The organism is Pseudomonas sp. p50(2008), assembly GCF_015351605.1.
Classification (GTDB): Bacteria; Pseudomonadota; Gammaproteobacteria; order Pseudomonadales; family Pseudomonadaceae; genus Aquipseudomonas.
The window spans coordinates 466,078-483,561 of sequence record NZ_JACMYF010000004.1 but is presented as its reverse complement, the minus strand read 5'-3'; the positions used below and the strand labels follow the sequence as shown (position 1 = coordinate 483,561).

Below are 17,484 nucleotides of genomic sequence, written 5' to 3'. Positions count from 1 at the left end.
GAGGTTCTCTGGATGAACGATAAGCACGGCGAATTACTTGATGGCCTCGATTGGTATTGGTCTCGAAAAGTAGAAGCTTATCGAGGTTTTGAATCGTTAAACGCCGCGAGTTTCAGCGGCAACGCCCGCCGATATTATGGTGAGTATTTCTTATATCTTGTCAGCGCAATCGAACTTCTGAGCGATTTTGACAAATCATTCAATGATTGTATCGAAATCGCACTTGATGGATACGGAGGGCAATCGGGTAAGAATAACTTTCAGTACCTTCGGCTCCTACGCCACGCGATGATTCATAGAGGCGCAGACATTACGGGTGCTGGTGTCGAAGTAAATGGCACGATTTGTCCGCTGGCTCCCCCAACGCTTACAGCGATTGGCGGAAAGAGCTTTATACGGTTCTCGCCTTTTTTGACCGTGGTGATTTTTTTCTGTGAGGCCAAGATCGGGCCTGCTATTGAAGATTTTATGGAACGCAAGAGCTTGTGGAATAGAGATCCTGCTATATCGCTTGCAGTGGCATTGGATATGCTGAGAAATATGGAACACGCCTCAGCAGCGACAAAACACCAGATGGAGCAGATGATGAATGACCAGGCAAAATTAGGCGCCTTGTCGTTCAACACGTTTCAAGAGCTTCGAGCCTCATTGAAATCTGGGATGTCTTCAGAAGCTGATTTGCAGGGTCTGCTCAGCGAATCAGTCGCATGGTGGGCGTTTTACCAAAGCAAGCTATAGCGGTACCGGTGGTGCCTCCCTGTATGTATCCATTTCGCAAATCCCAAACCGTGGATACCAGAGTGGAAACCAGCGACTGGCAACCGCTTGCACTGGTAACTTTCCGTGGTAACCAGCGTGGTAAACACTGGCCGGGTTCGCACCAGCTTCGCGTAAGAGGGTGCGAACCAGAAGTGCGAACCTCAGTGCGAACTTGGTGATGGTACGCATCGGCGGGCGCTTACCGATCGTACGTACCTGGCTGCGTACCATCGGCACACAGCTCTCTGCCACGGAACGTTCGCGCACTCCAGGTGCGTGAAGACACTGCGTGAAACCTTGCTGGGCGATGGCTTCGCGCATTGACCAGGTGCGCGACGGACGTGCGCGAAACACTGTGCGAAAACATGCCGGTAGACAGTTGGAGCGGGCCTTCCGTGGGTTTTTTTCGCAAAGGGGCATTAGATGCGTCAGTGACTAAGGGATAGTGGTCATGGTGCTGAAGATCCGGAGCGGTTTTGTATTGTCACGTGTAACTGATTGTCGTCATGCTGCCGTCACGCGTGCCATGCTCGGTTTCAGGAGCCGCGAGCATGCCATCACGCGGGCCACTCTTATGGAAGGACAGAAGTCTATGGCGAACAGACACCTTTACAACAAAGATGCGTTAAGTGAGTTTGGCGAGTTCAACGGGGTCGCGATGTACTCCGCAAGGCCAACTACCATCAGCACCGGAGACCTGATACATGTGGTTTCTGGAAGCGCAGATAAGAAGCAACGTTATTTTTTTCACGGAATTTATCGATATACGAAGGAGGAGGAAACCGATAAGCCGGGGCGGCGTAAATATTTGATCGAGGCGTTTATTCCCCTCGTGCCACCGCTAGAAATTACAAAAACAATGCTTCCTGAGGGGCATACATTTAACACCTTCATTGGAAGCCAAATCACCTCTTTAGAGCTTGTGTGGGACGATTACAAAGCGCTCTACGACGAGATGATAGCTACTAGTGATCAGTACAGATCGTCCTTAGAGAAAGACATTGAAGAAATGACTCGCGACGAATCTAGAGATGCGTCGGTTGCAAGAGAGGTGATGTGTCGGCTAGGCCAAGGTGAGTTCAAGAAAAACGTCATGAGAGTTTGGGGGAGTAAGGCTTGTGCTCTAACTGGCATCGACGTGCCCGAGATGTTGATCGCCTCACACATCAAACCATGGGCCGAATGTGAAGACGGGGAGCACCGAAATGGCTGCAACGGCATTCTTTTGGCCAGTCACATCGACAAACTTTTTGATAGTCATCTAATAACCTTTCGGGAAAGTGTGAGTGGATTTTCCTTGGAGGTTAATCCGAAGTATGCGGCAATGTTGGACAAGCATTTTCAACTAAAAAAAAGGAGGCTTGAGTTAGGGGAAATGAAACCTTCCGATTCGAGAGAAATTGGCACTTTTTTGCGCGTTCATAACAAGGCTTTTGATCTAAAGCGGGGAGCGTAACGCCCTAGCTTTGCTTTAACAGGAAATTGCAATTCGCATAGCCAAACCGTGGATACCTGAGTGGATACCGCTCGATCTGGTCAGCGCCAGCAACTTATCAAAACTCAACATCGGATCGGCGCGACAAAACCTGACATTGGGTCGTGGAGGATGGCAGCGGGAATCGAGGAGAATACCGGCGAGTCGCCGCAAGAGTGATTGCCGGGAAGCGTACTACAGTGAGGTCAAGGAGTTGGTGATTGGTCTTTGCTGCCAGTTACGGGACAAATTTCAAATGCTTCCACTGAGGCTATCATGGCGCTTCCTAGGGGGCGGCTTGAATCTTTGACAACCCCAAATCTCTCTAGATAGGAGCCTTCCGATGGGAATTTTTTTCGAGCCATACCAAGCTGACCGCTGTTGCCTGTGTGGTTCCTCTGAATCCCTAACGGGAGAACACAAGGTAAAAGCTTCTGTTTTGCGAAATATTTTTGGGAAAGATTCTATGGTCATCGGCAGTTTTGATGGCACAAGCACTCCTCGTAGCGCGCAAGGTCCAAAGTCCCAAGCTTTTCATTTCGCGGCTCGCATTTGCGCCTCGTGTAACAGTACTCAAACCCAAGCCCCTGATCACGAGTTTGACCGGTTTCACGCCTTGGTCTCCGAGTTGCTTTCGCAAGGAAAGGCTCCGGAATCAGTATTCAGCTTGCCACAATATGATCTGCACTCCGCGCCGTACCTCAACGTATTCCGATACTTTGCCAAACTCCTGTGTTGTCACGTTGCAGAGTCGGGCGGCCCGCGCCCATTAGCTGTAAGTGAATTCGCCGTAGGCCGAGCAGATAGGAATACCGTATTTTTGCACATTGATGCAGATCCAACGTATGAAACCTTCCATGAACAGTTCGGTGAGCATAAGTACGCTGGGCACGGAGGACTTATCGTGCCTGTAGATTCAAAAACACAGCTTCCTGCAAGCTTCCGAAGTTCACTTACGCTAGGCGCGGTTCGCTATATATTTTGGGTTAGGTTCGGTGCGATGGCCGGAATTGCGCTCCAGGTATTTCATCGTGCTTTCTTCGAAAAGTGCGAAGCGGCATATCGTGAAGCGCTAACAAATCCATTGTCAGATGATGAGCGGCGTCGCCTAGGTATTTAATGCTGCTGGCTGTGGCTTGAATGCTATTGAGCGACCTACCAATTCGCCACTCTGTTAACAATTGTCAGGGGTGGTGAGCGGCGAGTGACTTCGTGACAAAGCCCCTTCTAACGCACGAGCCTACGTTAACCGGCTTGCTATGACTCATCTACAGGCTTCGTATCAATGACGATAACGTTCGTCGATTTTTGCAGGAGTTTTTGAACTTCAGAAGCCGAATAGCCTTTTGCCTGGATCGATTCACCGGTCTCTGTATGAATGATTATTTCTCGGCTTTTTCTTGCCTCAATCCACGCAACCGCAACTTTCGCTATAGCATTCCAAGGCATAGCTTCTGATAGGGCAGTGATCGCTTCAACCAGTCCCGAACCTTGGGGAGTGGTTGAAAACATATGGATGGGCCCGTGGGGGATTTGGGCCTCATCTAAGGCTGCCAAGAATGACCCAGCGCTATGCTTGAAAAGTGTTAAACGGACTGATGTATGTGTTTCTGTGCTCATTCTGTTCTCGTTGGTTGGCTTGAAGTGGCGCGATGTCACCAGTTAATAGATGCTCGAGATCAGGCTGACTGCCTGTTAACAGTGGTCACTGTGGGAGCAAGGGACGTCACGCGGGGTACGTGGCATAGACCTTTGTTGCGATGTAACAGACGAACGAAAACAGCATCGTGAGGTTACGCAGCACGTACATCGTCTTTGTTCGATCAGCCACTTTTTCAACTGCCGCATGCGCAAGCCGGCGCATGGAGGCGTCGTTTAACTGCCCCATCTCTATCATGTGTAGATAGCTTGAGTTGGCGTTTGTCGTGGTGATCGTCGCCTCAATCCGGAGGAATCCGAATACTGCGCTCAGCGCCATCATAAATAGGGTTGCCAGGTACATCGTGGACACGTTCACGCCAATAGGTCCGAAGGGCATGGTCTGCGCGAGATAGGCGCAAGCGGCCATTGAGGCACCCAGAACGAATCGATCAAAGTTCGCAGTCTCAGTGCTCGCGCTTTTGTGGAGCTGAACACTTCTTTCATCCGCACTCATTTTCAACTTCCTTGATTGGTTACCACCGCTGGTTACCGGATGGTTACCAGCGGTGGCATCTATTCCGCCATCATCTTGTCGTGTTTGTAATTACAGTATGAGCACAGACCCTCGAAATGTTGTTCATCCACGCTCAAACCCGTTTCACATACTTTGCATGATTGGTATTCCAATTCTGAAAAGCACACGGCACATTCCCCTTGCTCGACTAGGAATGTTTCCTCTCCGCACATAGGACAGGCCTCTATAAGTGAGTCGCCTCCATCCTTGACGCTCACATAGTTGGCACCTTCCATGCTTTCAGGTAAGGCTGCGGTGATGACGGTTTCATATGAAGAGTTTGACCCACAACTGCTACAAACGAGTTCGATGGCAGCGCCAAGAGCTGTGGGGTCTACAACCTTGATGAGCTGTGAGTCGCAGTCAGGACACCTCATATAATCAATGGCGTCCTCGACTTCGGGGTATGGCCAATCAACAGACTCAAGGCTTTCCTTTGCGGCTTTTAGCTCCGCCTCATAGAGAGACGCCACTCCGAGAAGCAAATCCCAGCACTCTTGGCCTAAGACTTGTACCGGATCTTTTCCCAGATGAGGCTTGCAGAACTGAATAATCAAATGAAGCGCGCTTGCAATAGCCTCCTTCATTCGTTCAACGGGATCTTTGCTGTAGTAGTGCTCGATATTATTTCGAATCTTCTGAAGGTTCTCCAAGCGATGCCATTCGATGCCCTCGACCCCTAGAGACTTCAGCCGATCTCTGATGTCCCTAACCTCGACAGTGTTGTTTCCCGATCCGATCCATGTCGTTTCTCCTGTCGCTGGGTTGATTACTGGAAGGATATTCTTCTTTAGGAGCACCTCTTCTGAACCCTCGGGGCTTAGCTCTTGCAGCTTGCATTTGAAGAGCAGGAGGATGCCAGCATAAAAGTTACGGATGGCCGAGACGGCTCGTCGAGGATCGTCGTCGTGGAAGTCTTCCATACCGATCCAAATCGAATCGACCGCATTTTTCATCATCGACATGGTGTTCTCCGTGAACAAACGAACTTTGTTTTGGTCGAGGTTCTTACCAATCTGCCTGCGATACCGGCTTAAGTGGAGCAATCGCTTGCACGAAATCCTTTCGGTGATACAGACCATATAGTCTCAGTGGGATCATATGGTCTCTGTCGGGGGGTGCCTTTACCAGCTACAAGCAGGGTTTGAGACTCGCCACGCGGCGGTCTGAAATCCAGCTCATGCTGCTGCTGGAAAAGAACTGGACCTTTGTTGACTCCTTGCTGCCGATCACGTCTGCCATTTCTCTGTTGTTTGCGCTCACCACTGACTTGCCGCCGCTCGGCCTCGGCTGAAGACTTACGTTGTAATGAGCCCCAGCCAGTGATTCATTTTGCCAAGCGTATAGAATGCACTCTGCCACCTGCTGTTCTGGTTTAGAAGTGGTGAAGGACTTCAGCGGCCCCTCTGTCCTCATCTCCTGGGGTGAGGTGGTACATCCGCCCAGTGCCATCACGATCACGCCGACTGCGATAATCCTTTGCATTTTCTTCTCCTGGAAATGGGCGAATGTATCACCGGCTGGGCTACATCTGGTCTTCGGCGTAAATGGCGGCACTAATGATCGCGCCACCCCACCGACGCTTGCCGATACAGAGCGGTACCGGGTTACCGGATGCCGTAGTGTTCCTGGCGCTGCCGAACGCGTAGCCAGGCTGATTTTCTGGTGCTGCGCTGGTCCTTAGCCCCCCGGCTTGAGGGCTCAGCATCTGAATTACGCCGCCGATAGCCATCGATGCGCCTGCCGCGCCAACGGCGCCCCACGCCCCACCCGCGGCGAACCCGCCGACACCTCCCGTGGCGATGGTTGCAACAATTATCAGCGCGACACCGATAATCGTCTGCATCATACCGGCGCGCTTACTGCCCTCGATCACGGGCGCAATGATGATGTCGCCAGCACCTTGATAGCAGAGCTCGGCCTCGCTGATGTTCTTCTTGCCCAGAAAAACAGCGAACACAAGGCCTCGAGATTTCGCGTTGGATATGAACCGCTCGAAGCCCGGGATTTGCACGCAAAGCGCCTTGATGGCTTCAGCAGGCGTGCGCACAGCGAGCGGGTACGATTTCCCGAACTGCCGCAACTGACCATAGAGCTTTACGGTTCTGATCGGCGGATTAAGACAGCTGCTCATGCTTTGTCCTCCGCGTAGATTGATGCGGAAATGATCATGCCGCCCCAGGTTCGCTCGCCGATGCAGATCGGGACGGGGTTACCGCTGGCTGTCGTGTTTCGAGCGCTCCCGAAGGCGTATGAGGGTGCGTTTTCGGGGGATGAGCTCTTGGCCAGTCCGCCCTGTTGCGGGCTAATCATTTGGATTACGCCGCCAATGGCCATGGAGGCGCCCGCCGCTCCCACCGCTCCCCAGGCGCCGCCGGCGGCGAATCCTCCGACGCCTCCTGTTGCAATAGTGGCAACCAATATGAGCGCAACTCCTATGATCGTTTGCAATGAGCCTGCTCGCTTACTGCCGGCGATCACCGGGACAATGCGAATCTCCGCGGCCCCTCCCATCGCGAGCTCTTTCCCCCCAATATTCCGGCGATTCCGGAAAATCGCGAATTCGAGACCTTTCCTTTTGGCATCAGCGAGGTATTTCGCAAACCCCGGGTGATTGACGTCGACCGCCTTGACTGCTTCGCGTACATCGCCGGTGGATAGCTCGAAAAAGTGTTCGCGACCGAACAGCTTTCCCGCTGACCCTCCGAGCAGAACACGGGTTTTGTCACCAAAATCTGTTGCCATTGCCATACGTTACCCCTGGGCGCCTTGGGCGCTGTGTTTTGGAGTTTCCATGCCGAGCTGACCAGCTAGGATCATGCGTGCGGCCATTGCATCGTCTCGGATCGCGATTTCTCGCTTCACGTCTGGATTCCAGGCCGAGCAGTGCGTCGACTGGTAAGCCCGTGCGCCGCGGTATTCGATGCGCATGAGTTCGGCCGAGATCCGGGCCTCGTCCTCAGTGAAGAAAGGCCCCTCGATATCAACCCTTTCACCGTCCCGCACGCGCTGAACGTTCCACACGACATACCCGCCAATTGTCCCGGGGTCAGTAGTGAAATCCGTGGTCTTGCACGCTGCGGCGAAGCGTATGTGGTGTGACATGTGTTTCCTCCTTCGACGCCTTGGCGCCATTGATGGGCTGGTGCCCGGTGCTGTTGCTCAATGTCGCGACACGTTTTGCGAATAACGAAAACGTGTCGCGGAATAGGTCGCTTACTTGCCTACGATGCTCAGGGTGGGCGGCAACTTCGGGCCGAACGGGGCACCAGGTGCGAACGGATCGGGCAGCAGGTGCTCCGGGCATTCCCTGATGAAATTCGCGGTCGCGAGTTGGCAGGCGTTGAACAGTGGGCCGTCGTTCCATTCCTGGCCTCGGCGGGCGGCGCTATCCTCGAGCGCATAGGCGAACACCAGGTCGGCAAGGCTGGCCAAACCCTCCTTGCGCGCCGTCTCCCGCTCCACGGTGTTGATCGCGAGCAGATCGCACAGACGATCAAACCCCAGGCCGTTGGCCAGTCCCTCGGTGTCCAGCACCAGCGATCGCCCGAATGCGGCGAGTACCGTGCGCAGGTCTTCCCACTCGGTGCGGCGGTGTTCGGTGGCTTGCTGCTGAATCTCGTAAATCTTGGCGGCAGTGAAGGGTACGTAGTGGCGCAACTTGCCGGCCTCGCGGCGTATTGCCCGGCGCTCGATGCGGATCGAATCAACCCGCGCCCCGAAGATGCGGCAGATCCTCCGTGTGGTGATCAAGCTGGTGCTCATGCTGGCGCCAGGCTTCCTGGCAATGTCCAGCAGGTCGATAACGAGACTGGTGCTCATGGGCGAGCCTCCATAGGTGTGTTGTCGTAGCTGTCGCGCAGGTGGGCGCCAGCCGTGCAATGGCGGCCGGTGGGCGCGTAGCAGGAACGGCAAACCATGATGTGGTTGAGGTATTGGTCGCGGGCGTGGCGCCATTCAGATGAGGCGGTGGCGGCGCTCGCGTGCGGGCCGGCCACGAACTGAGGAGGGAACTCGGCACGGTTGGCCAGCACCAGGCGCGGGCGAGGCCGACTATCCACTTTTGGCGAGTCTGTACCGGTAACGGCTGGCGGCATGTGATCGAGCAGGCCGGAAAGCAGACTCATCGCGCCACCTCGGCCTGATTGCTCCATTGCCAATATGTGTCTCTAGAAAAAAATCGGGGGAACGGGGGAACAGTGGGAACAGCCAATGTTTCCGGGGCTTTCAGAGGGGGATTCTGTTCCCCACGTTTTTTTGTGGGGAACAGTGATAACCAAATGCTCAGAAACGGGGAGCCGCTTATATTCAAAAACATGTTTGTGTTCCCCCTGTTCCCCATACATTCAAAAAGGGGGAACAGCTACAGGCCACGGCTTTACTGGCTGTTCCCCCGTTCCCCCTGTTCCCCACGTTTATAGGTTCCTGTGAACTTGGGCATTCGTAGCTGGTGGAGAGGGTCGTCATACGCCGCCCCCTTCGCTGTCCATGGCTTCTGGGTCGATCACGTACAGGCGCGCCGATCCGCCGGCGGGGATGCGGTACTTTTTGGTTTTGCGGCTATCGCGGTCGGTGTCGCGCTTGGCCAGGGCTCCACCCACCTCAAGCGCCTTGACCACGCGGGTTAGGCCGAACCCGTGGGCTGCCTCGATCAGCGCGGACTTGTTGAACAGATAGAGCCGCTTGCCGGCCACCAGCTCCCAATAACCGGCGCGGTTGAACACCTTGGCGTCCACCTCCGTGGCGTCGACATCGGAGAATCGGCTGCTGCCGTGCTTGTCGATAAAGTCGATGATGCCGGCCAGGATCTGGCGGTCTTCTGCGTTACCGCCACCCACACGGGAGAGCCATTCGCCATAGAGCAAACGGCAGTCGGCGAGGGCGGTGCCCGGCTCCCAAGGCAGCAGGCCGTAGGCGATGGCCATCTCGCCCGCCAGCGCGATCACGGCGAACCGGTCAGCCACGCGGCCGGCCTGGGCGTTGTCCTCGACGAACTGGGCGCGGATGCCGTCAAAGTCATTGAGCAGGCCGGGCTTATCGTCGGCGGCGACCAGGCGCTCCACGAACGCTGGCCCAAGGTGGCCATGGTGGGTGCCGACGGCCACGGTGAGCTGCCGGTGAAAGTCCGCTCCCTCAAGTCCGTGCAATTCGTCAAAGGCCCGGTGTGTACGGGTACCGGCGTTCACATCGACCATGCGCAACTCGGCGCCAGCGTGGGCGGCATTACCGGAAATGGCGGCGTGTTCGGAGAGGGAGCGCTCGCCGCTGGAGAGTGTTAGCAGGCGCCAGCTCAATTTGCCCCGGGCTTCTCGCTCGCGCGTCATGGTGCCTTTACCCTGGCCGTTGGCGAGCGAGTAGGCCATCTCCTGTACCCGCTTGGGGTCGGCGCGCTTGATCTCGTCCAAGGGCAGGATGGTGTCGTTACGGCTCGACGCTTCGATCTCAAGCCCGCCCTTAGTCATGTCCCAACTGGCGGCGAACACGCCCGGGTCACCCCACACCGACGAGCCGATCAGTTGCGCCAGCGACTTGCCGCTCGAGCTGTCGCCCACCAGGTGAACACCGCCACCCAGTACGCCGACCAAACTCAGCAGTGGGCCGGCCAGCGAGCAGCCGATCGCCAGTGTCAGTACCGGATTGCCCGCGCACTTGGCCGCCACCTCCGACTGCCACAGCGCCAGCTCGCCGCGGCGACTGAACAGCACCTGGGCTTTGTTGCTGGCCTGGTACCGAACATTGGCACTGCCTATCGTCCGCCCGGGTAGCACGAACGCTCCCGACTCATGCCAGCCCGGCCGGCAGGTAGTGGCGAACACCTCGGCGGGGTGCTGGTCGAGTAGGTACTCCATGAAGGTGCCGCGCTTCTTGAGGGCGATAATGACGCCCATGCCGAACAGGGCTCGCCGGGCGTCCTCGCCGCTGCCGCCGAAAACCTCCATGGCGATGATCCATTCCTTGATACCGCCCTCAGTGACTAGGCGCAGGAGCCGTCCCTCGTTGCCGTCGTCGCTATTGGTGGTGCGGGCCACAACCGTGACGGGGCTGGAGATCCATTCATCAGTGATAGGCCGGTCGCCTGTATCGCCCTCGGCGTCGTCTTGGTCGGCGGCGGCGCGTTTGAAGCTGTGCCAATAGACACCCGGGCGCAGCTTGCGGCCTTTCTCATTGGTCACCCAATGCTCGTACACCGCCCAGCAGGGACGATCAGGCGCAATGGTCGCGGCATCTGGCCGAAGGTTGATCACGTTGGTGTCAGGCTTGGACATTGGCGAGTTTCCAGCTGGCGAGGTCGTTAAAGTCGGTGAGGTCATCGGGCACGCCTTCTGGCCACTCAGGGAAAGCCACTTGACCGCCCACGGCTGCCGCCGCAGCGTTTGCCGCTTTGCGTCCTGGGTTGCCGTTGGTGAGGCGGTCGTCGTCGCCGGCGATGACGATTGGCTGGCCCGGGTAGCGAGTGCGAAGGCCCATCGCAGCCGGGATCAGGTTGCCGGCGTTCATGGCTGCCGCAACGACGTAGCCGCCGTGCTGGTGGAGGCTGGCAGCCGTCGCCCACCCTTCGCAGATGCAAAGCACAGAACCCGGCTCGATGATGCCCAGCGGCGAGTAGGTGCCCTTCACGCGGCCACCGGGCAAGAAACGCTTGGCGCCGTCCGGGGCAATTCGTTGCAGGTTGACCAAGCGCCCATCCAGGTACAGCGGGATCAGCAGATCGGCGCCGCGCTGGCGTAAGCCGTGGGAGCGAACTCCTTTGGCTGCGAGGTATGGGTGGTCTGGCGCAGCGCGGCGAGCATTGCGCCACCAGTGGTTGGCCTTCTCGGCGGCCTGCTGCTGGCGCCGGTGTTGCTCGGCCTCGCGCTGGCGCCGGGCCTGATCAACTCGCTCGCGGACCTGCGCGGCCTCGCGAGCGTCCACCGGTTCACGACTACACCAAGTGCTGGCGCCACCGGCTTTCCAACTGCCGAATGCGCCGGATGCAATGCCGTCCAGATACAGCACATACCAACCGTTGAGGGAGCCGGGCTTATCCTCCGGCACACGGAACCGGTGGATAGTGCCGTCGGCCAGAGGAAGCCAGTCGAGCTGGCCATACACGGCCTGAAGTGCGTCACGGAACAGGATCGTGGCGTCAGTCATGCGGCCCCCTTCGGTGGGGTGAACCGCTTGGCCAAGCCTTCCAGTTTCTGGTTCAAACGCTCCAGTTCATCGCAGTGGCGGCCCTGGTCGCCTTCCTTGATGCGCAGCTCCAGAAAGCCAATCAGGGTTTCCACCAGCAGCGCATAGCTGGCGCTATCGATGTGCGCGCCTGTGGTGGGCGGCACGCCGCTACCTTTGCGCTTGATCGGGGTCACGTTACCCATGGTGGACCTCCCGGCGATTAGCGTCGGCAAAGGCTCGGCAGACCTGGCCATTGTTCACGCCGTGCCAGTGGGTAATGTCGTCGATTGAATCAACCAGGCAGGCCGTCACTTGGGCGCCAGCACTACGCATAACTACGCGCCCGCACTCGGCGTCGGCCTCGGTCAAGAATGGCCCCAGCAGCGCCTTGGGCACCTTCGGGTGAGTGACGTAAAACAGTTCGGTGGCTTTTTTCGGGCAAGCCGATTCCGTCGACGCAAATGCGCCGTTTTGAATTTTCATGCTTAACCTCTTAGGTCAGGGCGTCGGCGCACTGCGCGGGTGGTTTGAAAACGTCATGCTGGAATTTCCAAATCAGAAACCAGTTCATGCAGATCACGTCTCGCCATATCAGCAATCAGATGGATTGCGGACTGAATCGCGGATTCGCCGAGGTCGTCAATTTGCGGGGCTTCATCCAGATCGCTGGCGCCTTTGTAGGAGCCGTTGTCCATCAGGATCTGCGATAGCTGGGTGACGGTGAGCAGGGAAAAGTCGAGACGATCAACGAGATCGCGGACGTACAGGCTTGGCCGACTCATAGCGCGATCTCCCGAACATCCCGATCGGCGCCCGGGTCGTCTGAGCCGAAAAGAGCCTGATTCAATGCCTTCCTGCTCTCACACCACAGGCCGTACTCAGGGTGGCCGCCCGCTCCCGCAGCATTCGCCCATTCGGGCAGCTCGTTACGCCACCGCATTTCGTTCAAGTGCGTCCACCAGCGGCTCGCGTGGCGTTGCTCATCGATGATCAACTCCGCCAACAAAGCGCGTTGCGTTTCAGTAAGCACAAGGGGTGTCGTGGCGAGGAGAGAGGCATTAGCGATAGTCATTGCGCACCCCCGCTGTCTGTTCCGCTCCGTTTGCCAACTACCCCATAGGAGGCGCCCAGGTGACGATGACGCCAGCAGAAATTGCCACTGAAGATGCGGATCTGCTCGATGTGTCGAGCAATATCGGAAGCAACACCATTTTCCTCACGACACATCATCGGATCGATCAGCGGCACCAGAATTCGCACCAGCTTGTCGAACTCCTCCCGGGCGAAATTCATCGAACACATTTCTTGAGCATTCAGAACGGCGTCACGCAGCACCTCGCCCTCGATGAACACTGCGGCAGGCAGAGTTTGCATATTCATTGCACGTCCCCTTCAACCAGCAGGTGCTCATAGTCCTCAATGAAACAATCCACCGAGTTGGCGTGATCCATGGCAACGAATGCGCCAAGTGAGGCGAGGCGCGACTGGTTAGAGTGCTGCGGGGAGGTTTCTTTGAGGGCGATCAGCAGTGCTTCAAGTTGCTGAAAAACCTCCTGACAGCCCCTCAGATGCTCGAAGGCATCACTGGCAACTCGATGCGCGGAACGGGCGGCGGCAGTCATGCGGCACCTCCGACAGATTCCAGAATGCGGACGATGGCCATGTGGGCGTTGTAACGGGCGAGACGAACAGAAAGGGACGAGTTTGCGCGGAGAGCGCTCAGGGCCATACGGCGGTGGGCAAAGGCGCGAATTGCGGACGGAATGAGGGCGTGTTTCACGGGTACGGCTCCTAACGTTGAGGAGCCGCCACTACCTGCTGCAAAACAGAGTTGGGTGGCGGCTGTGCGCAGGTTTGCAGACCGGGACGTTAGGAACCCGGCGCGCTCGAAAGCGCCCCACGCACAGCCACCATAAAACGAAATAGCAGCCATGAAAAAAGCGCCAGCTTTCGAGACGGTGGCGCTTATGCGCCTAACGATGTTCGGGCTGCAAAACCCGGTCGCTGAATTTGCAGCGACAGGCAAACCATACCGGCCCCTACGATTGCTTGCAAGGGTAGTTATCGACCTGCCAGCGGTAACCATGGGTGGATTGGTCATGCGGCCTGCCCTCCAATGCGTTTGTCTTGCAGTTCACGGACGTAGGCCAGCAGCTCAGCCTTGCGGGTGGCGAAGTCCTTGCCTTGGCCAATAAGCAGCACGTCGCGAACCTCAACCAGTGTCACCAAAGCCAGCTCCGTGTCGTTGAGCTGGTCACGGTTCCTGCCGGCGAACACCCCTGTGATGACCTCGTTAATTAGCCGGGCCTCGTTCATGAAGTGATGCCGCTGGGGTGTCTTGCCCTTGGCCGCGATGGTGATCGACAGGGCGTCGCAAAGACCGCGGTAGCCGACGGCTGATTGCTGACGAGCGTGTTGCCATGCGCCTTGGTCGCCACGTATTAGTGCGTCGATCTGTTCATCACACCAAATCTCAAAGTCGACAGAGAGCCAACGGGCGAACTTCACCGCCAACTTTGGATGCAGCCAGGTACCGCTGAATGCGGTATTGCCGCGTCGTGTCGTTACCAGAGTAATGTGTGATTTCCCCACATTACTTTTTTCCATGCGCTCGGTAAGCCGATCTAAGTATTCCTTGGTCGACTCGAGGCGAAGCCATTGCGCCGGCTCTTTACCGAATCGAGTGGCTGCTTCAGTTGCATTGATCCAGCCGTCGGCGTTGAAGGTGACGGCTTGGCCCTGGTAGTCGAAGGGAATTATTTTCGAACTCATGCTGTCACCTCGGCCGGTGGGTTAGTGCTGAGGTAGTAGAGAGCCATGCCACGATGCGAGCGGCCTTGATCGTCAGTGAGCGTGAGGCGCTGCGTCATGATTCGGTGGCCCATATCGCGCAGCTCATTGATACGAGCACCTGGTCGAACTATGTTCAGCTCGCGCATGGCGGTGAAGGTGTCAATCGGGCCGGCTTGCAGGCGCTCCAATAGTCGAGCGCGTTGTGCCGATCCGCTGGTATTCTCTACGTGAGTATTTTCTTGGTTGGCCTGTTGGTCAGCCATTTTTTTTGTCTGCATTTTATGCAGCCTCCACTCGGCTTTCCGCGATGCGCGCTTCGCACCAGCCCAAAATCTCAGCCTCGATCCAGACAACCGACTTCGGTCCCAGCACCACCTGTTTAGGGAAGGCGTCAGCGGCTATGCGTCGATAAATCTCCGAAGTTGAGAGTGTGGTAAGGGCTTTGACTTCGGCCAGTTTGATAAAGCGACGAAGGGTGTTAACACTCATGGGCTTTTCTCCAGACACAAAAAAGCCCGCACGGTGGCGGGCTAGAAATGAAAAACCCCGCTCACAATGGCGGGGTTATTGGTGTCAGTGGAATTGTTCAGGCGAAAAAAAACCGGCTTAAAGGCCGGTTGTCTATCTCTTTGATGCAATTACCACACACTAGGGCCAAAAATACTCTAAACCCTACATCCCATGCAATACCTATTCTTCCCGTTCCTCCCCTGCTGTCTTTTTACTGAGGCCGATTTGATCGTTTTCACCTGCGCGCTGCCCACGCCTGGCACGCTCGACAAATTCTAAATGTCGAACCGGTGGAGTCTTTCACTCGACCAGAGTCTTTAGCTGTTGTTTGCTTGTGGCAGGAATTACAAAGCATCTTGCGTCCACGACTTGATCGGGAAATGAGGTTTTCTGGACGGCAGTCGAAGTGGTCGCCGTTGATTGGTTCTACACGCATGCCACTTACGCGCTTTCCGTTGGCGATGAGGTCAGCAAGCGGATAGCTCTCCATCGGATATTCGCCTGCAAGCTCTAGGCTGATCGTCGGCTCTGAGTAGGGTGAGCCTTTGCAAAGATCGTCTGCCAGACCTTCCATCCACTCTTGGTGGGTGCCTGGTGAGCCGTGATCGGTCGCCGCATACTCTTTACTCGCATTAGGTAGGCTTGAGAATGCAGCATTTGGTGGGGGGTGGTGGCGTCCCTTCCAGCCGGTTTTTACGGTTATGCGAACGCCCAGTCTGTCTGTCGGCTGAATACCTTCTTCAAGTACATGCCACCGCTGTGGTTTTTTCGTTTCATTTGGTAGTTGATCAAGGCGACTAAGAAAAACCCATCGCCCCTCAAAGTTAAAGAATCCATAGAGCATGAGTTCCAAAAGACGTCCGACCGGGGGAGCATTAAACTCGATCTTTTGGCGAGCTCCTCCGCGCTTTGCGATTCCGGTGACAACATATTTTTGTCGATTGTGGGAGGGGGGATTTAAAAAGCTACTGGGAGCGGGGTAAACGAAAATCTTGTCTAGGGTTTCGATAAATTTCGACTCGTGCTCTGGGGTGCTCAGATCGTGTCCCTGTGAGCCGAACAAGCTCCACCACTCATGAGCTGCCCAATGTCTGAGTTTTTCTTTTAAGTGCTCGCTGATTCGATTGTCGATAAAGGCAAAGTCTTGAGGGCTCAGGTTGCAAACCTCCTTGGCTTTCTTCTTACACCACTGCCTATCCTTTTCCCATTCGGAATGGTCATACGTCATGATTTTGCCCGTTTGATGCTGACTACATTGGCGCCGGCGCACAGGGCGTCGATTGAGTCGGCCCACGCCTGCATCATTTCACTCCGCTGTGACACATAGGCCGCATGATTGTAAGTGCCGCGTATTTCGTCGCTGTCACCGTGGGCCAGCTGGCGCTCGATCCAATCCTTGTTGTACCCGCGGCCATTTAACTCGGTGCTGAGCAAATGGCGGAAACCATGGCCGGTCTGCCGGCCTTCGTAGCCCATCACTCGCAGTGCTTTGTTCACCGTGTTTTCGCTCATAGGGCGATCAGGGTTGGCGCCCGCAAAGACCAATGAATAGCGCCCGGTGAGCTCTTGGAGCTGGCGGAGAATGGCAACGGCTTGGCGGGGTAGAGGGACGATATGAGGGCGGCGGGCTTTCATGCGTTCGGCAGGAATTGTCCACAGAGCGGCATCCAGGTCGAACTCTGCCCAGGGTGCTTGGCGAAGTTCGCCAGGGCGAACGGCCGTTAGTGCCAGCAAGCGAATGGAGTGCCGGGTCAGTGAATGGATGTTCGCGGCTTCGCTCTTGGCCAAGAGCTCGGGCAATTCGGCAAAAGTGATGTGCGGGTGATGACGGGCAGCTTTCGTTGGCGCAGCTACCACGTTGAGGTCGGTGGCCGGATTGACCTCTACGACGCCCTTAGCCAGCCCATACCGAAATATCTGGTGTAGCCATTGGCGGATCTTGCCGGCGGCATTCAGTGTGCCCCTGGCTTCCACCTTGCGCACCAGCTCCACCAGATCGGGCCGGGTGATTGCTTTTACCGGGCGGGCCCCAATACCCGGAATCAAATCATTCTCCAGATACAGCTTGGCCTTGTAGGTAGTGCTCTCAGCCCAGCGGGGAGCATTGTAGGCAAACCACTCTCGCGCCAGCGTCTCGAAAGTCAGCCCCTCGACCTTCTGCGCTTGCTTGGCCGTTTTCTTCTGCTCGCCGGGGTCGGTGCCCTCAATCAGTAGCTGGCGCGCTCCATCGCGAAGCTGACGGGCTTTCAGAAGGGTGACCGCAGGGTATGCGCCGAGCGCCAACATCTTCGCGCTGCCGTTGAAGCGGTAACGATAACGCCACAGCTTGGAGCCGGTCGTGGTTACTTCAAGGCATAGGCCATTGGCGTCGGTCAGCCGGTAAAGCTTGTCCTTCGGCTTGGCGGTGCGGATGGTGGTATCTGAGAGTGGCACGCAGCCTCCTTGCAGGCCGCACCAGCCGGGCTTTTGCCGCGGAGGTGTGAGTAGATTTGTAGACCGAACTGGATCTACTCACGAATCTACTCACATATGTTTGGGCTTACAAGGGAACGGTTGGGAACCGTAGAAAGCAAAAAGC

General features: G+C 56.4%; 24 protein-coding genes. 3 read left to right on the top strand and 21 right to left on the bottom strand.

Going from position 1 to position 17,484, the window contains the following annotated elements; genetic code table 11:
- The first annotated feature begins 12 nt into the window (after positions 1 to 12).
- The 3 genes from H7698_RS13945 (at position 13) to H7698_RS13935 (ending at position 3,353) form a co-directional block, all read left to right on the top strand.
- Positions 13 to 738 carry a hypothetical protein gene (locus tag H7698_RS13945; protein WP_194691747.1) on the top strand — a complete coding sequence of 242 codons (726 nt, stop codon included), beginning with the start codon at positions 13 to 15 and terminating at the stop codon, positions 736 to 738.
- A 472-nt stretch (positions 739 to 1,210) separates the two neighbouring features.
- A complete protein-coding gene (locus H7698_RS13940) occupies positions 1,211 to 2,215 on the top strand; it encodes an HNH endonuclease (protein WP_208525697.1) in 1,005 nt (334 codons plus the stop codon).
- 361 nt (positions 2,216 to 2,576) lie between these two features.
- On the top strand, positions 2,577 to 3,353 hold the full coding sequence (locus tag H7698_RS13935) for a hypothetical protein (protein ID WP_194691746.1): 777 nt from the start codon (positions 2,577 to 2,579) through the stop codon (positions 3,351 to 3,353).
- Positions 3,354 to 3,490: 137 nt separating this feature from the next.
- Here H7698_RS13935 and H7698_RS13930 read toward each other — a convergent pair whose 3' ends face one another.
- From H7698_RS13930 to H7698_RS13830, 21 genes are all read right to left on the bottom strand, one after another.
- Positions 3,491 to 3,853: a hypothetical protein gene (locus H7698_RS13930; protein ID WP_194691745.1), complete on the bottom strand. Its 363-nt coding sequence runs from the start codon at positions 3,851 to 3,853 to the stop codon at positions 3,491 to 3,493.
- Positions 3,854 to 3,959: 106 nt separating this feature from the next.
- A complete protein-coding gene (locus tag H7698_RS13925; RefSeq protein ID WP_194691744.1) occupies positions 3,960 to 4,388 on the bottom strand; it encodes a hypothetical protein in 429 nt (142 codons plus the stop codon).
- Positions 4,389 to 4,447: 59 nt separating this feature from the next.
- Positions 4,448 to 5,413 (bottom strand): hypothetical protein, encoded by a 966-nt coding sequence (locus tag H7698_RS13920; protein ID WP_194691743.1) that lies wholly within the window; start codon positions 5,411 to 5,413, stop codon positions 4,448 to 4,450.
- 560 nt (positions 5,414 to 5,973) lie between these two features.
- Positions 5,974 to 6,582, bottom strand: a complete 609-nt coding sequence (locus tag H7698_RS13915) for a tail assembly protein (protein ID WP_194691742.1) — start codon at positions 6,580 to 6,582, stop codon at positions 5,974 to 5,976.
- Positions 6,579 to 7,199 carry a tail assembly protein gene (locus H7698_RS13910; RefSeq protein ID WP_194691741.1) on the bottom strand — a complete coding sequence of 207 codons (621 nt, stop codon included), beginning with the start codon at positions 7,197 to 7,199 and terminating at the stop codon, positions 6,579 to 6,581. The genes H7698_RS13915 and H7698_RS13910 overlap by 4 nt, the downstream gene beginning before the upstream one ends.
- A 3-nt stretch (positions 7,200 to 7,202) precedes the next feature.
- Positions 7,203 to 7,553 carry a hypothetical protein gene (locus H7698_RS13905; protein ID WP_194691740.1) on the bottom strand — a complete coding sequence of 117 codons (351 nt, stop codon included), beginning with the start codon at positions 7,551 to 7,553 and terminating at the stop codon, positions 7,203 to 7,205.
- Positions 7,554 to 7,664: 111 nt separating this feature from the next.
- The gene (locus H7698_RS13900; protein ID WP_194691739.1) at positions 7,665 to 8,270 is read right to left on the bottom strand and encodes a hypothetical protein; all 606 of its coding nucleotides are present in this window, start codon (positions 8,268 to 8,270) and stop codon (positions 7,665 to 7,667) included.
- The gene (locus H7698_RS13895; protein WP_194691738.1) at positions 8,267 to 8,575 is read right to left on the bottom strand and encodes a hypothetical protein; all 309 of its coding nucleotides are present in this window, start codon (positions 8,573 to 8,575) and stop codon (positions 8,267 to 8,269) included. The genes H7698_RS13900 and H7698_RS13895 overlap by 4 nt, the downstream gene beginning before the upstream one ends.
- A 336-nt stretch (positions 8,576 to 8,911) precedes the next feature.
- Positions 8,912 to 10,714 carry a DUF927 domain-containing protein gene (locus tag H7698_RS13890; RefSeq protein WP_194691737.1) on the bottom strand — a complete coding sequence of 601 codons (1,803 nt, stop codon included), beginning with the start codon at positions 10,712 to 10,714 and terminating at the stop codon, positions 8,912 to 8,914.
- Positions 10,701 to 11,582, bottom strand: a complete 882-nt coding sequence (locus H7698_RS13885) for a toprim domain-containing protein (protein ID WP_194691736.1) — start codon at positions 11,580 to 11,582, stop codon at positions 10,701 to 10,703. Before H7698_RS13885 ends, H7698_RS13890 begins: the two co-directional genes overlap by 14 nt.
- Positions 11,579 to 11,806: a hypothetical protein gene (locus H7698_RS13880; RefSeq protein WP_194691735.1), complete on the bottom strand. Its 228-nt coding sequence runs from the start codon at positions 11,804 to 11,806 to the stop codon at positions 11,579 to 11,581. Before H7698_RS13880 ends, H7698_RS13885 begins: the two co-directional genes overlap by 4 nt.
- Positions 11,799 to 12,086 (bottom strand): hypothetical protein, encoded by a 288-nt coding sequence (locus H7698_RS13875; protein WP_194691734.1) that lies wholly within the window; start codon positions 12,084 to 12,086, stop codon positions 11,799 to 11,801. The genes H7698_RS13880 and H7698_RS13875 overlap by 8 nt, the downstream gene beginning before the upstream one ends.
- A 53-nt stretch (positions 12,087 to 12,139) precedes the next feature.
- Positions 12,140 to 12,385: a hypothetical protein gene (locus tag H7698_RS13870; protein ID WP_194691733.1), complete on the bottom strand. Its 246-nt coding sequence runs from the start codon at positions 12,383 to 12,385 to the stop codon at positions 12,140 to 12,142.
- Positions 12,382 to 12,675 (bottom strand): hypothetical protein, encoded by a 294-nt coding sequence (locus H7698_RS13865; protein ID WP_194691732.1) that lies wholly within the window; start codon positions 12,673 to 12,675, stop codon positions 12,382 to 12,384. Before H7698_RS13865 ends, H7698_RS13870 begins: the two co-directional genes overlap by 4 nt.
- Positions 12,672 to 12,977, bottom strand: a complete 306-nt coding sequence (locus H7698_RS13860) for a hypothetical protein (protein WP_235992832.1) — start codon at positions 12,975 to 12,977, stop codon at positions 12,672 to 12,674. Before H7698_RS13860 ends, H7698_RS13865 begins: the two co-directional genes overlap by 4 nt.
- Before the next feature lie 2 nt (positions 12,978 to 12,979).
- Positions 12,980 to 13,225 (bottom strand): hypothetical protein, encoded by a 246-nt coding sequence (locus H7698_RS13855; RefSeq protein WP_194691730.1) that lies wholly within the window; start codon positions 13,223 to 13,225, stop codon positions 12,980 to 12,982.
- Positions 13,226 to 13,700: 475 nt separating this feature from the next.
- Positions 13,701 to 14,375 carry a KilA-N domain-containing protein gene (locus H7698_RS13850; RefSeq protein ID WP_194691729.1) on the bottom strand — a complete coding sequence of 225 codons (675 nt, stop codon included), beginning with the start codon at positions 14,373 to 14,375 and terminating at the stop codon, positions 13,701 to 13,703.
- Positions 14,372 to 14,674, bottom strand: coding sequence for a helix-turn-helix domain-containing protein (locus tag H7698_RS13845; RefSeq protein WP_194691728.1), 303 nt, complete (start codon positions 14,672 to 14,674; stop codon positions 14,372 to 14,374). Before H7698_RS13845 ends, H7698_RS13850 begins: the two co-directional genes overlap by 4 nt.
- Before the next feature lies 1 nt (position 14,675).
- Entirely contained in the window at positions 14,676 to 14,885 is a 210-nt protein-coding gene (locus H7698_RS13840; RefSeq protein ID WP_194691727.1) for a helix-turn-helix transcriptional regulator, read from the bottom strand.
- Between the two features lie 256 nt (positions 14,886 to 15,141).
- Positions 15,142 to 16,134 carry a hypothetical protein gene (locus H7698_RS13835; RefSeq protein ID WP_194691726.1) on the bottom strand — a complete coding sequence of 331 codons (993 nt, stop codon included), beginning with the start codon at positions 16,132 to 16,134 and terminating at the stop codon, positions 15,142 to 15,144.
- Complete coding sequence (locus tag H7698_RS13830) at positions 16,131 to 17,339, bottom strand: tyrosine-type recombinase/integrase (RefSeq protein ID WP_194691725.1); 1,209 nt, start codon at positions 17,337 to 17,339, stop codon at positions 16,131 to 16,133. Before H7698_RS13830 ends, H7698_RS13835 begins: the two co-directional genes overlap by 4 nt.
- Positions 17,340 to 17,484: the final 145 nt, after the last annotated feature.

Bases quoted from the DNA above. Each gene is read 5' to 3' on its own strand.
- H7698_RS13860 (WP_235992832.1), bottom strand. From the start codon at position 12,977: ATGCAAACTCTGCCTGCCGCAGTGTTCATCGAGGGCGAGGTGCTGCGT.
- H7698_RS13870 (WP_194691733.1), bottom strand. From the start codon at position 12,385: ATGAGTCGGCCAAGCCTGTACGTCCGCGATCTCGTTGATCGTCTCGAC.
- H7698_RS13940 (WP_208525697.1), top strand. From the start codon at position 1,211: ATGGTGCTGAAGATCCGGAGCGGTTTTGTATTGTCACGTGTAACTGAT.
- H7698_RS13885 (WP_194691736.1), bottom strand. From the start codon at position 11,582: ATGACTGACGCCACGATCCTGTTCCGTGACGCACTTCAGGCCGTGTAT.
- H7698_RS13890 (WP_194691737.1), bottom strand. From the start codon at position 10,714: ATGTCCAAGCCTGACACCAACGTGATCAACCTTCGGCCAGATGCCGCG.
- H7698_RS13845 (WP_194691728.1), bottom strand. From the start codon at position 14,674: ATGCAGACAAAAAAAATGGCTGACCAACAGGCCAACCAAGAAAATACT.
- H7698_RS13920 (WP_194691743.1), bottom strand. From the start codon at position 5,413: ATGTCGATGATGAAAAATGCGGTCGATTCGATTTGGATCGGTATGGAA.
- H7698_RS13840 (WP_194691727.1), bottom strand. From the start codon at position 14,885: ATGAGTGTTAACACCCTTCGTCGCTTTATCAAACTGGCCGAAGTCAAA.
- H7698_RS13850 (WP_194691729.1), bottom strand. From the start codon at position 14,375: ATGAGTTCGAAAATAATTCCCTTCGACTACCAGGGCCAAGCCGTCACC.
- H7698_RS13835 (WP_194691726.1), bottom strand. From the start codon at position 16,134: ATGACGTATGACCATTCCGAATGGGAAAAGGATAGGCAGTGGTGTAAG.
- H7698_RS13865 (WP_194691732.1), bottom strand. From the start codon at position 12,675: ATGACTATCGCTAATGCCTCTCTCCTCGCCACGACACCCCTTGTGCTT.
- H7698_RS13875 (WP_194691734.1), bottom strand. From the start codon at position 12,086: ATGAAAATTCAAAACGGCGCATTTGCGTCGACGGAATCGGCTTGCCCG.
- H7698_RS13945 (WP_194691747.1), top strand. From the start codon at position 13: ATGAACGATAAGCACGGCGAATTACTTGATGGCCTCGATTGGTATTGG.
- H7698_RS13915 (WP_194691742.1), bottom strand. From the start codon at position 6,582: ATGAGCAGCTGTCTTAATCCGCCGATCAGAACCGTAAAGCTCTATGGT.
- H7698_RS13935 (WP_194691746.1), top strand. From the start codon at position 2,577: ATGGGAATTTTTTTCGAGCCATACCAAGCTGACCGCTGTTGCCTGTGT.
- H7698_RS13930 (WP_194691745.1), bottom strand. From the start codon at position 3,853: ATGAGCACAGAAACACATACATCAGTCCGTTTAACACTTTTCAAGCAT.
- H7698_RS13910 (WP_194691741.1), bottom strand. From the start codon at position 7,199: ATGGCAATGGCAACAGATTTTGGTGACAAAACCCGTGTTCTGCTCGGA.
- H7698_RS13905 (WP_194691740.1), bottom strand. From the start codon at position 7,553: ATGTCACACCACATACGCTTCGCCGCAGCGTGCAAGACCACGGATTTC.
- H7698_RS13880 (WP_194691735.1), bottom strand. From the start codon at position 11,806: ATGGGTAACGTGACCCCGATCAAGCGCAAAGGTAGCGGCGTGCCGCCC.
- H7698_RS13925 (WP_194691744.1), bottom strand. From the start codon at position 4,388: ATGAGTGCGGATGAAAGAAGTGTTCAGCTCCACAAAAGCGCGAGCACT.
- H7698_RS13855 (WP_194691730.1), bottom strand. From the start codon at position 13,225: ATGACTGCCGCCGCCCGTTCCGCGCATCGAGTTGCCAGTGATGCCTTC.
- H7698_RS13900 (WP_194691739.1), bottom strand. From the start codon at position 8,270: ATGAGCACCAGTCTCGTTATCGACCTGCTGGACATTGCCAGGAAGCCT.
- H7698_RS13895 (WP_194691738.1), bottom strand. From the start codon at position 8,575: ATGAGTCTGCTTTCCGGCCTGCTCGATCACATGCCGCCAGCCGTTACC.